Source organism: Hyphomicrobium sp. (assembly GCF_019744875.1).
GTDB lineage: Bacteria > Pseudomonadota > Alphaproteobacteria > Rhizobiales > Hyphomicrobiaceae > Hyphomicrobium_C.
In genome coordinates this window covers 79,190-94,433 of the sequence record NZ_JAIETU010000004.1, presented here as the reverse complement: position 1 = coordinate 94,433, position 15,244 = coordinate 79,190, and the positions used below count along the sequence as shown (strand labels likewise).

Below are 15,244 nucleotides of genomic sequence, written 5' to 3'. Positions count from 1 at the left end.
GAGGATCCGCGAGCCATGCCAACCCCACCGTCATTCGCACACGCGGCTCGCGTCGCAATTGCAGCCGGCCTTGTCGCGCTCCTGAGCGCCACGCACACCCAGGCCGCATCCTGCGGCTCGAGCGCGGGCGGCTTCGGCGCCTGGCTTGCGGGATTCAAGAAACAGGCCGCCACGGCGGGCATTTCCCAGCGCGCCATCGCCCAGGGCCTCGACGGCGTCAGCTACGATCCGCGCGTCATTCATTTCGATCGCAATCAGAAGTCCTTCAAACTGTCGTTCGAGCAGTTCTATGCCCGCCGCGTCGGCTCCGTCCTCGTCGGCCGCGCACGCGCCCGCATGAAGACCCACCGCGCCACCCTGGACCGCATGGAGCGCCAGTTCGGCGTCCCCGCCGAAGTCGTCATCGCCATCTGGGGCCTCGAGACCAATTTCGGCGCGGACACGAGCGGCAAGTTCGCCATCATCCGCTCGCTGGCCACGCTGGCCTACGACTGCCGCCGCTCGCCGTTCTTCACCGGCCAGCTCATGGATGCCCTGCGCATCGTCCAGCACGGCGACATGACGCCCGCCGCCATGCGCGGCGGCTGGGCTGGAGAAATCGGCCAGACGCAGTTTCTGCCGACGCCTTATGTCAAATACGCCGTCGACTTCGATGGCGACGGCCGCGCCGATCTCGTCCATAGCGTGCCCGATGTGCTGGCCTCCACCGCAAACTTCCTCAAAGGCCACGGCTGGCAGAGCGGCCAGCCCTGGCACGCGGGCACCAAGAACTATCAGGTGCTGAAGGATTGGAACCGCGCCGAAGTCTATCAGCGCACCATCTCCGTGATGGCCTCCAAGCTCGCCGGACACTAATCGCGCGCACGCCTGCAACCCCGCGCGCGCCGCGCGGTTGTAGAGAAACAGCGACGAGGGAGGCCAGGACATGAAAGTCGTCGCCATCACAGGCGGAGCGCAAGGCATCGGCCGCGGCATCGCCTTCGGATTTGCGGACGCCGGCTACGCCGTTTCGATTGCCGATCCCGACGCGGAGGCCGGCGCCGAAGCGGTTGCGAAGATCGAGGCGAAAGGCGCCCGCGCGCTCTTCGTCAAGACCGATGTCGCAGACAAGACCGAGGTCGACCGCTGGATGGATCAAACCGTGCGCGAGCTCGCCTGCCCGGATGTCCTGATCAACAATGCCGGCATCATGGTCCGCGCGCCGTTCCTGGATCTGGCGATAGACGACTTCGACCGCGTGATGGCGACCAACGTGCGCGGCACGGTTCTCTGCTCGCAGGCCGCCGCAAAGCACATGGTGAAACGCGGCCAGGGCGGCGCCATTATCAATATCGCCTCGACCCGCGCCTTCATGTCGGAACCGGATACGGAATCCTACACGGCCTCGAAAGGCGCCATCGTCGCCCTGACGCACGGCATGGCGATCAGTCTCGGCCCGCTCGCAATCCGCGTGAACGCCGTGAGCCCCGGCTGGATCGAAACGCGCGACTGGCAATACACGCCCCGCGCCGAGCACCCTCACCATTCGGAGCGCGACAAGACCCAGCACCCTGTCCAGCGCGTCGGGCGGCCGGAGGATATCGCGGAGGCCTGCCTCTTCCTCGCCCGGCATGCCGGCTTCATGACGGGCCAGAACATCACGATCGACGGCGGCATGACCGTCAAAATGATCTATGCGGAGTGAGGGCTAAAAAAAAGGCCGGTCCGCCCCACGGGGGGAATGGGGAGGCGGACCGGCTGGACGGCGCACGCGTTACGGGGGGGAAAGGCGCGCGCCGGATAGAATGGCCGAACGTGCTCTAGGCGGCGGCCACCGAAGGTCCCGTACCGATGCGATCGAACCCGAGCGAGGCTGCGACCGCGGAATGCGTGATGCGTCCGTCCCTCACATTCAGTCCGGCCGCCAGATGCTTGTCCCTGTCGAACGCGGCAAGCCCATGATCTGCGAGCTTCAGCACGAACGGCAGCGTTGCGTTGTTGAGCGCCTGCGCGCTCGTCACCGGCACCGCACCCGGCATGTTGGCCACGCAGTAGTGAATGACACCGTCGACTTCGAACGTCGGATGCGCGTGCGTCGTCGGCCGCGAGGTCTCGAAGCAGCCGCCCTGATCGATGGACACATCGACCAGCACCGCGCCGCGCTTCATCGATCCCAGCATCGCGCGCGACACCAGCTTCGGCGCGCTCGCGCCAGCAACCAGCACCGCGCCGATCACCACGTCCGCTTCGAGCACCGCGCTTTCGATGGCGTGCATCGTCGAGGCGAGCGTCACGACCCGGCCCTGGAATAGTTCGTCGAGCTGGCGCAGACGCGGCAGCGACTTGTCGATGATCGTCATGTCCGCGCCGAGCCCCACGGCCATGCGCGCCGCATGCGTACCGACAACGCCACCACCGAGCACCACGACTTTGGCCGGACGCACGCCGGGCACGCCGCCCATGAGAACGCCACGTCCGCCGGTCGGGCGCCGAAGCGCGATCGCCGCCGCTTCGATCGAAAGCCGTCCCGCAACCTCGCTCATCGGCGCCAGCAGCGGCAGGCCGCCCGCCTGGTCCGTCACGGTCTCGTAGGCAATGGCCGCCGCGCCTGAGGCGAGCAGACCGCGCGCCTGCGCAGGATCGGGCGCGAGATGAAGGTACGTGAAGAGAATCTGGTGCGGCTTGAGGCGCGCCACTTCGACGGCCTGCGGCTCCTTCACCTTCACGATCATTTCGGCTTCGGCGAACACCTGCTCGGCGCTCGGAACGATGCGCGCCCCGCTCTGCTCGTAGACGGCGTCGTCGGCGAAGATGCCCGCACCCGCGCCGGCCTGCACCAGAACCTCGTGACCCCTCGCGGTCAGCTCCCGCACCGATCCCGGCACGAGGCCAACGCGAAACTCATCGCTTTTGATCTCCGTCGGAACGCCGATGCGCATGAACCATCTCCCTGAGGACGCTGATTTCCGGCATTCATCCTATTGGGAAACAGGCAGCGAGAGTCCGCAATTTTCGTTGAACAACAGGACGCAGGCGCAGATAATCGTCGCAATTTTCACTTTTTCGCAGAAATCCAATGCCAGAAACACTAGATGCGCTCGATCACGCCATCATCGACGCCCTCGTCGAGGACGGACGCCTCAGCCAGGTCCAGCTCGCCGAACGCGTTCCCCTCTCCCCGACCGCCATCGCACGGCGCATTCGCGCACTCGAAGAGGCCGGCGTCATCGAGGGCTATCAGGCGCGCATCAACCGCGGCGCCATCGGATTGGGCATGACGGTGCACATCTTCATCAGCTTGCAGAACCAGACGGAGCAGAGACTGGAGGCCTTCGAGGCCGCAGTGGACGCGTCGCCCTCGGTCATCGGCTGCGAACTGATGTCGGGCGAGGACGACTACCTGCTGACCGTGCTGGCCCGCGACCTCGCCGACTACGAGCGCATTCACAAGCAGGAACTGTCGCGGCTGCCGGGCGTGACGCGTCTGCGCTCGAGCTTCGTCCTGCGCGAGGTAAAGACCCGTCCAATCCCCGGGCTCGCGGTCCGGACGTCGTCGCGGGACGCGCGCAAAAAGTAAGTCGTCGCGGGACGCGCGCAAAAGTAAGTAGTCGCGGGATGCTCGCAACGGGCAATTGCCCCCGAATCTCCGGCGCCTTAACCCTGTTGCAATGCACAAGCGGCAACCCAATCGACTTTCGTCTAATTGCCCGATTATTGGGCCCGCCGATGACCGAAGCGTCACAAATTTGTCTGTGATTCGGGCAATTACGACATTTCTGAGACGGAATGCTTGACGCGCGTCAAAGGCCCTGCTGCATTGCAACTTCGAGCCCCGAGGGGAGTGGTCGCTAATGCACTACTACACGTATGAGCTCACACACGCTCTGATGCACCCGGTCCGCCTTATGACTCGGGCGTTCAAAACGCAGCTCGACGCCCCGTACAATCCCTTCCACTCCACCGAACTGGCCAAGAACCTGTCGGCCGCCTGCGAAGTGTTCGAGGGCATGACGCGCCGCTACGGCAAGCCGGAATTCGGCATCAAGGACACCAAGATCCACGGCCTGACGGTACCGGTCAAAGAAGAAATTGTTCTAACGAAACCCTTCTGCAATCTGCTGCACTTCGACCGCGACGAGAACGTCGTCGGCAAGCGCTACGATCCGAAGGTGTTGCTCATCGCGCCGATGTCCGGCCACTACGCCACGCTGCTGCGCGGCACGGTCGAGGCGATGATTCCCGAGCACAACCTCTACATCACCGACTGGGCCGACTCGCGCGACATCCCCGCCCTCACCGGCCCCTTCGGCCTCGATGACTTCATCGACTACATCATCGAGTTCATCCAGTTCCTGGGGCCGAACACGCACGTCATCGCCGTGTGCCAGCCGGCCGTGCCCGCGCTCGCCGCAACCGCCATCATGGCCGCCAACAACGATCCCGCGCAGCCCGCCTCGATGACCCTCATGGGCGGCCCCATCGACACGCGCCGCAATCCAACGCAGGTCAACAAGCTCGCCGAGGAAAAGCCGCTCTCCTGGTTCGAGAACAACGTCATCAATCACGTGCCGTTCCCCAACGCGGGCTTCGGCCGCCGCGTCTATCCCGGCTTCATCCAGCTCACCGGGTTCATGACCATGAACCTCGAGCGCCACACGCAGGCGCACATGAAGCTGTTCGAGAACCTCGTCAAAGGCGATTGCGACTCGGTCAACCAGCACAAGACGTTCTACGAGGAATACCTCGCCGTCATGGACCTGCCGGCCGAGTTCTATCTCGAAACCATCAAGACCGTGTTCCAGGATCACGCCCTGCCCAAGGGCGAGATGATGCACCGGGGCAAACGCGTCGATTGCTCGGCCATCCGCAAGACCGCGCTCATGACGGTCGAAGGCGAGCGCGACGACATCTGCGGCCTCGGCCAGACGCAGGCCGCCCACGATCTCTGCCCGAACATTCCGCTCGACGAGCACTACACCTATGTGCAGGCCGGAGTCGGCCACTACGGCGTCTTCAGCGGCACGCGCTGGCGCACCGAGATCCAGCCCCGCATCCGTGAGATGATCCGCTCGATCCAGTTCAAGCGCCGCTCCGGCTCCGAGGACACCAAGGTCCCGCCGCCCTACCGCGCCCTGCAGCCGACGCGTGAGAACGTCATCGACTGGCGCACGCCCGGCGAGAGGGCCCAAAGCGACCGCCCGAAAAGCGAGCTGAACGGCTCACCCCGCTGATTTCGGCGCGCAAACCACCGCGTTGACACCCGCCGCTCGGGCACTAGAGTGCGCGCGCATTCTGCCATTTCCCAATCAAGACCGAGGTTCGCCCGATGAGCGCCGTCCGCACGCCCGCGAAGCATTTCGCCCCCCTCGCCATCGGCGCACCCGAACCCTTCCGCGCAGCCCCCGTGCGCATCGAGCGCATGATCCACTTCGTGCCGCCGCATAACGAGAAGATCCGCTCGAAGATCAAGGAGATCGCGAGCCAGGTCGACGTCGTCCTCGGCAACCTCGAGGACGCGATCCCGGTCGGCGACAAGGAAGCGGCCCGCCGCGGGTTCATCCAGATGGCGCGCGAGAACGACTTCGGCGACACGGGCCTGTGGACGCGCATCAACTGCCTCAACTCGCCTTGGATGCTCGACGACGTCATCGAGATCGTGCGCGAGGCCGGCAACAAGGTCGACGTCATGATGCTGCCCAAGGTCGAAGGCCCCTGGGACATCCACTACCTCGATCAGCTCCTCGCCCAGCTCGAAGCCAAGTACGGCGTCAAGAAGCCGATCATGATCCACGCCATTCTCGAGACGGCCGAGGGCGTCAAGAACGTCGAAGCCATCGCCGCCGCCTCGCCGCGCATGCACGGCATGAGCCTCGGCCCGGCAGACCTCGCCGCATCGCGCGGCATGAAGACCACGCGCGTCGGCGGCGGCCACCCCGACTACAACGTGCTGGCCGATGCCGGGGCCGATGCCAACGCCCCGCGCGCCCGCGCGCAGCAGGATCTCTGGCACTACACCGTCGGCAAGATGGTCGATGCGTGCCTCGCCTATGGCCTGAAGCCGTTCTACGGCCCCTTCGGCGACTTCTCCGACGGCGCCGCCTGCGAGGCGCAGTTCCGCAACGCGTTCATCCAGGGTTGTCTCGGCGCCTGGTCGCTGCACCCGACCCAGATCGACATTGCCAAGCGCGTCTTCTCGCCCGACGAGAAGGAAGTCGCCTTCGCCAAGCGCATCCTGGAGGCCATGCCCGACGGCACGGGCGCCGTGATGATCGACGGCAAAATGCAGGACGACGCGACCTGGAAGCAGGCCAAGGTCATCGTCGACCTCGCCCGCCTCGTGGCCAAGAAAGACCCCGAGCGCGGCGCGGTTTACGGGTTCTGATGCCGCAGCCGTCAACCATCTTACACTGTTGAGTTGACATCACGACCTCGCTCGCCTCGTATGCGGGCGGGACGGAGACAATGTCGCAAAAACCGAAGAAATTGACGCAGCGCCGCCGCAAGCGGAATGAGCCAGGAACGGCTATCCGCAATGCGAAGTACGCGATCGGCCAGGTCGTGCGCCATCGCGTCTACGCGTTCCGCGGCGTCGTGTTCGACATCGATCCGGTCTTCAGCAATTCCGAGGATTGGTGGCTCGCCATCCCGGCCGAGATCCGCCCCGTCAAGGACCAGCCCTACTATCACCTGCTGGCCGAGAACGAGGAGACGGAATACATCGCCTACGTCTCGGAGCAGAACCTGCTGCCCGACACGAGCGGCGAACCGCTGCGCCATCCGCAGCTGAGCGACTACTTCGTCGAGGACGAGGACGGACGCTACCGCGTCTTCAGCCCGCCGCACTAAGCCATCCGCCGCCGACAATCGCCCGACGTACCGAGTGCCCGTTGGCATTGGGCGCGCGAGCACGCATTTCTCGCGCAATCGCGCACCCAGCGCCGGAAATCAAAACCCGGAAAACAAAAAAGGCCGCTCGTGAGAGCGGCCTTTTTCGTGTGGGGCGAATTCCCCTTACTTCTTCGCAGCCGGAGCAGCGGCCGGCGCATCGCCACCCGGAGGCGGCGGCAGTTCCTTCATCTTCTCAGCGCGGAACTTCTCGTAGGCTTCCTGCTGCTTCTGGCGGATCTGAGCCATCAGCTGGCCGCGCGCCTTCTTGTACTCGGCGTTGTCGACCGGCTTGCCAGCGAATGCGTCGGTGAAGCCGTCAAGCGGAACCGGGAAGCCGATCGGCTGGGCCTGCGCATTCATGGCGAGAACCATGATGCCGCCGCCGGCCTTCATCTGGTCGATGATGTCCTTGGTAGCCTCGATTTCAGCCGTGCAGCCCGAGGAATGGCAGAGCGAGTACTTGAGATCGACGGGCTTCAGCTCCTTGTCGTCGACCTGCTCGTTCTTGGCAGCCTTTTCCCACTGCTCCTTGGTGTAGACGGCAGCCTTAAGGCCGGGCGGGAGCGCCATTCCGAGCGGCACCATGATCATCAGGTGATCGTGCTCGCTGCCCTCAACCTGGCGGATCGCCGCCGAGACGAGAACCATGCCCGAGTTTCCGTCGAGACGCTCATGATGCGTCAGGCAGATGTTCTTCTCTTCCTTGACCTCTTTGCCGTCCTTGTCCTTGTGGACGAGCGGCGACTTTTCGCAAAGCTTCACCCAGGCGCTCTGCTTGCCGGCCGGTGCCGCCTTTGCGTCCTTGGGTGCATCCTTGCCGGCCGGTGCCTCTTTCTTCGCGGCAGGCGCGGGCGCGTCCTTCTTGTCCTGCGCTCCAGCCGGTGCGCTCAACGCCAACCCGGCGATGAGGGCGAGCGTGGCTCCGCCTGCCAACATCCCGCGGCCGAAACCGGTTGCGATGCCATCTCTCTGCGACATAGGAAATTCGACCTTTCGTATATGAGCCAGTCCTGGAGCCGCCCGGCGTCCCCGGCCGGTGGCTCAGCCCCTTTCCGCAGCGCTCGAACGATGTCAATTATGGGAGCGCGCGCCCTGACGCCCGCGGCGTCATCCGGAGCGGCAATAAGGCCCCGAATACGGCAATCCCGTGGCCAGTTGGGCCGCCGCCCAGTCGTGCACAGGACGAAACGACGTATCCGTTGCAATAGCGCAACGCGCCTGCCTCATCCACGCACCAATTGATGGGTCATAAGGTGTGCTACGAAGCAAGCGCGGTGCGAGCGAATCCAAGGTGTTGCATCCCGACGGTCATTTCCGGACGCGAGGTTCGCGCCCGGCCCTGCCCCAAGCGGCCGCCCGCAGCCGCCATCCGCGACCGCCTGGCTGAGGAGAGATCGGTGCGACGATTATTTTTCCCGGCGATCGCGGCAGCGTGCCTCGCGGCAACCGTGGGATTTTTTCCTGCGCCGGCCCGCGCCGAGCCCGCGCACGGCATCGCCATGCATGGCGCCCCCGCCCTTGCCGAAGGGTTCGCAGCCTTTCCCTACGTCAATCCGGACGCGCCCAAGGGCGGCCGCGTCACGCTCGGCTCGTCCGGCTCCTTCGACAACCTCAATCCGATGATCGTGCGCGGCGAGCCCGTGCAGGGCATCCGCGAGTTCGTCGTCGAGAGCCTCATGGCGCGCAGCCAGGATGAACCCTTCACGCTCTATGGCCTCATCGCCGAAAAGATCGACGTGGCCGAAACCCGCGGCGAGGTCACGTTCCACCTCAATCCGCTCGCGAAGTTTTCCGACGGCCAGCCGGTGACGACAGCCGACGTCCAATTCTCGTTCGAGGCCCTGCGCGACAAGGGCCGCCCCAACTACCGCACGTACTACAAGAAGGTCGCCAAAACCGAAGTTCTGTCCGATCGCGTGATCCGCTTCGTGTTCGCCGACGCCAGCGACCGCGAGCTGCCGCTCATTCTCGGGCTCATGCCGATCCTGCCGCGCCACGCCATGTCGGCAGACACCTTCGACCAGACGACCCTCTCCCCCATCGTCGGCTCCGGCCCCTATCGCATCGCATCCGTCGACCCCGGCCGCGCCATCACCTACGCGCGCAACCCGGACTATTGGGGACGCGACCTGCCCGTCAATCGCGGCCGCTTCAACTTCGACGAGATCCGCTTCGAGTACTTCCGCGAGGGAACGACGCTGTTCGAAGCCTTCAAGACCGGCAACATCGATCTGCGCAACGAGGACGATCCGGGCACGTGGGCCAAGAACTATAATTTCCCGGCCGTCGCCGACGGGCGCATCGTGCGCGAGGAAATGCCGATCGCGCTGCCCTCCGGCATGACCGGCCTCGTCTTCAATACGCGCCGTCCCGTCTTCGCCGACGAGCGCGTCCGGCTCGCGCTCATCCATCTGTTCAACTTCGAATGGGTCAACAAGAGCTTCTTCCACGGCCTCTACAAGCGCAGCCAAAGCTATTTCGAACGCTCGCTTCTCTCCTCGAACGGCCGCCCCGCCGACGAGCGCGAGCGCATGCTGCTGGCACCGTTCGCGAACGCGGTGCTGCCGGAGATCATGGACGGCACCTACCGGGCGCCCGAAAGCGATGGCACGCCGCACAACCGCGCCAACGCCCGCATAGCCTTCGAGATGCTGGAAGCCGCCGGCTACACGATGAAGGGCACCAGCCTCGTCGACAAGACGGGCACGCCCTTGACGTTCGAAATCCTCGCCGCCACGACGAGCCAGGAGCGCCTGCTCGGCGCGTTCACCGGCGACCTCGCCAAGCTCGGCATCAGGGCACGCGTCCGCGTCGTCGACAGCGCGCAGTACCAGGCGCGGCTGAAAGACTACGACTTCGACATGATCCAGTTCACTTGGCCGTCGTCGCTTTCGCCGGGCAACGAGCAGCTCTTCCGCTGGTCGTCGAAAGTCGCCGTCGATCCCGGATCGTACAACTACGCGGGCGTCAGGAACGCAGCGGCGGACGCCATGATCGCGAGCCTGCTGGCCGCCGAAAGCAACGAGGATTTTGTATCCTCAGTGCGCGCGCTCGACCGCGTCCTGCTCTCGGGCCACTATGTGATCCCGCTCTTCCATTCGCCCGCCCAGTGGATTGCGTCGTGGAAGCGGCTCGCTCATCCCGAGACGATCCCCCTCTCCGGCTTCAACCTCGACACCTGGTGGGACCGCCCGAAGAGCTGACGATCTCAACTCTGTCTCAACGCGAGGAGTGGCCATGGCGACCAAAACCCCCGCCACGCCGAAAAAGACCGCCGTCAAACGTGCGCCCGCGAAGGCCACGAAGCAGCGCCAGACCACATCGCAGCGGCAGGATGAGACCTCGGCCAAACCCAAGCTTCTCTCGGGCGGCAATCCCCAGATCGCCAAGGGTTACGGCGACGCGCCCGTGCAGGCCTACATCGCCGCCATGCCGGGCTGGAAGCGCGACCTGGGCCGCCGCCTGGATGAGATCATCGCGAGCACGGTTCCCGGCGTGCGCAAGGCCGTCAAATGGAACTCGCCGTTCTACGGCATGGAGGACGACGTGTGGTTCCTCTGCTTCCACTGCTACGCGCGGTTCGTGAAAGTGGCCTTCTTCCGCGGAGCATCCCTGCGCCCCGTCCCGCCGGGCGCCTCGAAGCAACCGCACGTGCGCTATCTCGACATCTACGAGACCGCGAGCTTCGACGAAGCCCAGTTCACGGCCTGGGTGAAACAGGCCAGCCGCCTTCCGGGCGAGAAGATGTGAGGCGTACGTGTGCGCACTTCGCGCAACACGAGCCCCCCATCGTGAACTCAAGCAGACGTGCAGCAGACGTTTCGCTCTCGACGTCACCGCTTACGCACATAATCAATTGCGTAATGGGGGACGGAGGCGACCTGCGCCAGGACCAACGGCAGTTGCCTCCCGTCGACACGATGCTATGATCACAGACCAATGGGGGCCTCTGAGCACGCGATAATATATTGATGAAAACGGCAACCGGCGGATTTGCTCGATTGCCTATGCCTTTGACGGTACGCGCGAGCGTATGGTGATCTTTGCCAATTTAGGTAGCTATACATGACCGGGAACTCGCCAGACGGGGCACAGTACGAACGAATTCGAGATGACATTCTGAGGATCGAACGAAGCTTCATTATCGCGGGGTCGAGATCACATCAGATTAGCAACATTGTATCTATGGAGGTGGCTCCGACGGGCGCCAAACGCAAGTACGTTAAGTACGCACTGGAACTCGCGTTATTGGTATTCGTTGTTTTTACCGCTGTGGGATATTTCGGATTTTCAACACACCCTTCTCCGCAACCTCCTGCGGCCACCGGCGCGCTATCAGCAATTGCTTTCATCGCCTCCGCAGCGGCAGTTTATTGGCTGTTCAAGGAATATATCGATCGCTACTATCTCAATATCTTCACAAACGGTCGCACGATTTACAGAATAATGAGCAACGACAAGAATTTCTTGCAACAACTCAAGTCTGCGATCGAAAACGCCCAAAGCGGAAATGCGCGGTCGATGTCGTATGTTGTGAATATCGGCGACCATAAAATTGAAGCGAACACAACGAACATCTCCGGATCTCCCGGCGCGATTGTGAACGCAGGCAGCGGCACGCAAGACGTCAATATCGTGAACCAAGGGCTGACGGACTTGACCGCTCTCATGTCGATCGTGGAAAGCAGCAACGCGCGAAACGCCGATTTCCTACGGAGCCAGCTGGATATCGTTCGGACGCATATCGCTAGCGGGAATCAAAACAAGCCGGAAGCAAAGGCGGCCTGGGAGAGGTTTACGGAGCAAGTTGGCACAATTTCAAACGCCGGCGTCGGCGTTTGGAATCTTGTGGCGAGCATTGCGCGCATTTTCGCCTAAGGCCTTCTTCATAAAGTTGATGCGCTGAGCCCGGGGATAGAGGGGTTTTCACGTCTTCGTCACGCTTAAGCGTCGCCACCCTCCGTTTGTCGGCAACAAACCACGGCTCGGGCGGCGCGTAAGCCGGCCTTCCTCGAGCGCGTGACGAGCGCAATTCGCCCGCACCCCACTGAGCATCCGCTACATCCCGGCGCGCATCTCCGCTTCACGACCCTCGACGCGCCGCCACCCCCGTGGCATGAGCTGGTGACCCCTCCAATCGAGAACCCCAGCGCACCGCCTTGATGTACACGCCCCTCTATACGCCTGCCGCAAATCCCCCCTTCAACATGGCCCGCTACTGCCTCGCAGGCGCGGCCGCGTCGACACCCGCCAAACCCGCGCTCATCGTCATGGCGGATGCCTCCGCGCCCGCACCATCCGAGATCTGGACCTATGCCCATCTCGAAGACGCCGTGTTGCGCACGGCCGGCGCCTTGCGCGCGGCCGGCTTCGCCGAGGGTGATCGCATCATGATCCGCCTCGACAATACGTCCGCCTACGCGATCCTGTTTTTCGGCGCCGTCGCCGCCGGCCTCATCGCCTTGCCGGCCTCGAACCAGCTGACGGACGGCGAAGCGCTGTTCCTCGCCGAGGACAGCGGCGCCTCCGCCATCGCCTGCGCCACGCCGCTCGACACGTCGCGCCTCTCCCGCGCGCCCCGCATCCTCTCGCCGGACGACGTGACCCGCATGATGCGCGAAGGCCCGCGCGCGGACTACGCGAACACGCTCGCCGAAGCGCCCGCCTTCCTCATCTACACGTCGGGCACGACAGCCAATCCGAAAGGCGTGCTGCACGCCCAGCGCGTCGCGGTGGGACGCACGCCCATGTATCAGGGCTGGTACGGCATCACGGCAGCCGACCGCGTCTTCCATGCGGGCGCCTTCAACTGGACGTTCACCCTCGGCGTCGGCCTGACGGACCCCTGGGCCAACGGCGCCACCGCCCTCATTTACACCGGCCCGAAAGATCCCATGCTGTGGCCGCGCCTGATCAACAGCAATGGCGCGACGATCTTTGCGGGCGTGCCCTCGCTCATGCGCCAGATCCTGAAATATACCGACGTCGCGCCGTCCTCGGTGCCGACGCTGCGCCACGCGCTGATCGCAGGCGAAGCCCCGCCGCCCGATCTCTTCGACGACTGGCGCGGCCGCACCGGCACGAGCCTTTTCGAAGGCCTCGGCATGAGCGAGCTCTCGACCTACATCTCGACCGCACCCTCCGTGCCGAAGAAGCCCGGCGCGGTCGGCAAGGCTCAGCCCGGCCGCCACGTCGCGATCATTCCCGTCACGGAGGGCACCGAACCGCTCCCCCCGGACACGGAAGGTCTGATCGCCGTGCACCGCTCGGATCGCGGCCTAATGCTCGGCTATTGGAACCGCCCCGCTGAGCAGTTGGACATCGCGCGCGGCGATTGGTTCATCGGCGGCGATCTCGGCCGCATGGACGCCGAGGGTTACATCACGCACGAAGGCCGCAACAACGAGATCATCAAGGCGCTCGGCTACCGCGTCTCACCCGCTGAGGTGGAAAGCGTGCTCGCCAATCACCCGGACATCGCCGAGGTTGCCTGCACCGAGCTGGCCGTGCGTGCGGACGTGCACGTCGTCGGCGCGTTCGTGGTTCTGAAACCGGGCGCAACCGCAGACGCCGCCGCCATCATGGCGTACGCGGCCGAGCGCCTCGCCGCCTACAAATGCCCGCGCGAGATCCGCTTCCTCGACCACCTGCCGCGCACCGCCAACGGAAAAATCCGCCGCTCGGCCTTAGCCGGCCTCTGACCCGAGCTTCTGCTTTTCGTGAGCACCTTGCGGCCGCGAGAAGCGTGGCAATTGCGGCACGCTTTCGGGCTCCTCGCGGGATATCCGCGCCCGCGCGGGGTCGTCTCTGTTGTAGCGGGCCACGCGCTCCCCTAGTTTCTTAGACTTGGATAGGTAATTTTACTGAGGGGCAAATGCGCAATTTCAAAATCGGCTTAGCCGCCATGGCGATCATCTGCGCACTTTCGGCGACGGCTCAAGCCGACTGCGTCAGAGTCGGATCCGTCGGCGAGTTCGCGAGCCATGATGTCGCTGCGCTCTTTGCAACGAACGGTCTAAAAAACATCATTTACGGGCAGGGCCGCGAGGGCAAAGGCCCTGTCAGCCTGAAGTGCGAAGACGGCTCGGGCACAACGACGTGCCGCGCCTCGCAGATGGCGTGCAAGGTGTCGTCGCCCAAAACCTGCTTGGGCGCCTGGTTGTGCTTGCCGGGTTGACCTTCGCCGTTCGGAGCGCATGGTGATAAGCGCGGCGTAGAAAGGCCATCACGTCCTCTGCGCCGCGCCGGCATGACAGCTCTGTCCGGACAAGGGCTCTGACCCGACGAGAGAAAGACGATGTACTTTTTCATAGTCGTCGCCGCGGCCGCGACCTGCTACTTCGCGATCGCAGCCATCCGCCAACCGCGCCTGGGCGCGATCGTCGCAGCGCTCGTGTGGCTGGCTTACACGGCCTACGAGGTGCTGATCGCCAACGGCACCCTGTGCGACGCGAATTGCAACATTCGCGTCGATCTCATCGTGCTTTGGCCGCTCCTGTGGATCGCCACCTTGTTCGGCGTCTACGCTCCGGGTCAATGGCCCGCAGCCGCCAAGATTTTTGCGAAGGTGAGCGGCGCACTGCTGGCGGTCATGACAGCCGTGGCGCTCTACATGGTGCTGGTGGAGGGCCCGGCCGCAAACCGGACCGCAGCCCCGACACCTGGCGAAGCGACATCAGGCGAAGCGACGTCAGGCAGCACGACATCAGAAAGCGCCACCGGCGCAAAGTAACAGCCAACGCCCTCACCCGCATCGGCGCAATCCATCAAGACACGACGCGCGATCACGCAGGAACGTACGTCAGCCGGACAACATCTCCGCCGATCCGCTCACTCGCCACGAGACGAAGCGGCGGCCTCGGCCCGGCGAAAAATGGCATGCCGCGCCCGAGCACGACGGGGTGAAAATAAAGCCGGTACTCATCGATGAGACCAAGCTCGGTCAGGCTTTGCGCGAGCTCCGGCCCGGACACGGAAATCTCTCCGTCGAACTCCCGCTTCAGTCTTCGCACCACGGCCCCGGCATCCTCGACGAGCGTAGCGTTCGGGCCGACCGCCGTCAGCGAACGCGACACCACCCATTTCGGCAAGCGCCGCCACGCCGCAGCGAAGTCGCGCCGCTCGGGGCTCCACTCGGGATGCTCGTCGTCCCAATAGCGCATGGTCTCGTACATACGACGCCCGTACACGCTCGCGGTCAGGCCGCCCACATGCTCGATCCAATGACGGAACAGCACGTCATCGGGTTCAAATTTGTCGGGATCGATGTACCCATCCAGGGACAGGTTCATTCCGAAGACGATCTTCGCCATGCGCTTCTCCCTCACGATGCGTGAGACTAGCGCGCGCGGGCCTTGCACAAAACGCAAGATTGGAT

15 protein-coding genes are annotated in these 15,244 nt (G+C 64.3%); 12 read left to right on the top strand and 3 right to left on the bottom strand.

The window, feature by feature from the left end; translation table 11 throughout:
* Positions 1-15: 15 nt before the first annotated feature.
* Both K2Y42_RS09710 and K2Y42_RS09705 read left to right on the top strand, forming a co-directional pair.
* Positions 16-855, top strand: coding sequence for a lytic transglycosylase domain-containing protein (locus tag K2Y42_RS09710; protein ID WP_291151646.1), 840 nt, complete (start codon positions 16-18; stop codon positions 853-855).
* 70 nt (positions 856-925) lie between these two features.
* Positions 926-1,684: a glucose 1-dehydrogenase gene (locus K2Y42_RS09705; RefSeq protein WP_291151644.1), complete on the top strand. Its 759-nt coding sequence runs from the start codon at positions 926-928 to the stop codon at positions 1,682-1,684.
* A 115-nt stretch (positions 1,685-1,799) separates the two neighbouring features.
* On the opposite strand, the gene ald is transcribed toward K2Y42_RS09705, so the two are convergent.
* A complete protein-coding gene (ald, locus tag K2Y42_RS09700; RefSeq protein WP_291151641.1) occupies positions 1,800-2,918 on the bottom strand; it encodes an alanine dehydrogenase in 1,119 nt (372 codons plus the stop codon).
* A 137-nt stretch (positions 2,919-3,055) separates the two neighbouring features.
* Here ald and K2Y42_RS09695 point away from each other — a divergent pair, with 137 nt between their 5' ends.
* From K2Y42_RS09695 to hspQ, 4 genes are all read left to right on the top strand, one after another.
* Positions 3,056-3,556, top strand: coding sequence for an Lrp/AsnC family transcriptional regulator (locus K2Y42_RS09695; RefSeq protein WP_291151638.1), 501 nt, complete (start codon positions 3,056-3,058; stop codon positions 3,554-3,556).
* A 274-nt stretch (positions 3,557-3,830) separates the two neighbouring features.
* Positions 3,831-5,210 (top strand): polyhydroxyalkanoate depolymerase, encoded by a 1,380-nt coding sequence (phaZ, locus tag K2Y42_RS09690; protein WP_291151636.1) that lies wholly within the window; start codon positions 3,831-3,833, stop codon positions 5,208-5,210.
* A gap of 95 nt (positions 5,211-5,305) precedes the next feature.
* Complete coding sequence (locus K2Y42_RS09685) at positions 5,306-6,361, top strand: CoA ester lyase (protein ID WP_291151634.1); 1,056 nt, start codon at positions 5,306-5,308, stop codon at positions 6,359-6,361.
* A gap of 143 nt (positions 6,362-6,504) precedes the next feature.
* Positions 6,505-6,825, top strand: a complete 321-nt coding sequence (hspQ, locus tag K2Y42_RS09680) for a heat shock protein HspQ (protein WP_291151816.1) — start codon at positions 6,505-6,507, stop codon at positions 6,823-6,825.
* 165 nt (positions 6,826-6,990) lie between these two features.
* Here hspQ and K2Y42_RS09675 read toward each other — a convergent pair whose 3' ends face one another.
* Complete coding sequence (locus tag K2Y42_RS09675; RefSeq protein WP_291151632.1) at positions 6,991-7,845, bottom strand: invasion associated locus B family protein; 855 nt, start codon at positions 7,843-7,845, stop codon at positions 6,991-6,993.
* Between the two features lie 419 nt (positions 7,846-8,264).
* Between K2Y42_RS09675 and K2Y42_RS09670 the strand changes: the two genes are divergently transcribed.
* The 6 genes from K2Y42_RS09670 (at position 8,265) to K2Y42_RS09645 (ending at position 14,599) form a co-directional block, all read left to right on the top strand.
* Entirely contained in the window at positions 8,265-10,070 is a 1,806-nt protein-coding gene (locus tag K2Y42_RS09670; protein WP_366512374.1) for an extracellular solute-binding protein, read from the top strand.
* Between the two features lie 34 nt (positions 10,071-10,104).
* Positions 10,105-10,617 (top strand): DUF1801 domain-containing protein, encoded by a 513-nt coding sequence (locus tag K2Y42_RS09665; protein WP_291151630.1) that lies wholly within the window; start codon positions 10,105-10,107, stop codon positions 10,615-10,617.
* A gap of 315 nt (positions 10,618-10,932) precedes the next feature.
* Positions 10,933-11,745: a DUF6232 family protein gene (locus K2Y42_RS09660; RefSeq protein ID WP_291151627.1), complete on the top strand. Its 813-nt coding sequence runs from the start codon at positions 10,933-10,935 to the stop codon at positions 11,743-11,745.
* Positions 11,746-12,029: 284 nt separating this feature from the next.
* Positions 12,030-13,568 carry an AMP-binding protein gene (locus K2Y42_RS09655; RefSeq protein WP_291151810.1) on the top strand — a complete coding sequence of 513 codons (1,539 nt, stop codon included), beginning with the start codon at positions 12,030-12,032 and terminating at the stop codon, positions 13,566-13,568.
* 173 nt (positions 13,569-13,741) lie between these two features.
* Positions 13,742-14,044: a hypothetical protein gene (locus tag K2Y42_RS09650; protein ID WP_291151625.1), complete on the top strand. Its 303-nt coding sequence runs from the start codon at positions 13,742-13,744 to the stop codon at positions 14,042-14,044.
* A 120-nt stretch (positions 14,045-14,164) separates the two neighbouring features.
* Positions 14,165-14,599: a hypothetical protein gene (locus K2Y42_RS09645; protein ID WP_291151623.1), complete on the top strand. Its 435-nt coding sequence runs from the start codon at positions 14,165-14,167 to the stop codon at positions 14,597-14,599.
* A 52-nt stretch (positions 14,600-14,651) separates the two neighbouring features.
* Here K2Y42_RS09645 and K2Y42_RS09640 read toward each other — a convergent pair whose 3' ends face one another.
* Positions 14,652-15,179 (bottom strand): dihydrofolate reductase family protein, encoded by a 528-nt coding sequence (locus tag K2Y42_RS09640; protein WP_291151621.1) that lies wholly within the window; start codon positions 15,177-15,179, stop codon positions 14,652-14,654.
* Positions 15,180-15,244 lie beyond the last annotated feature (65 nt).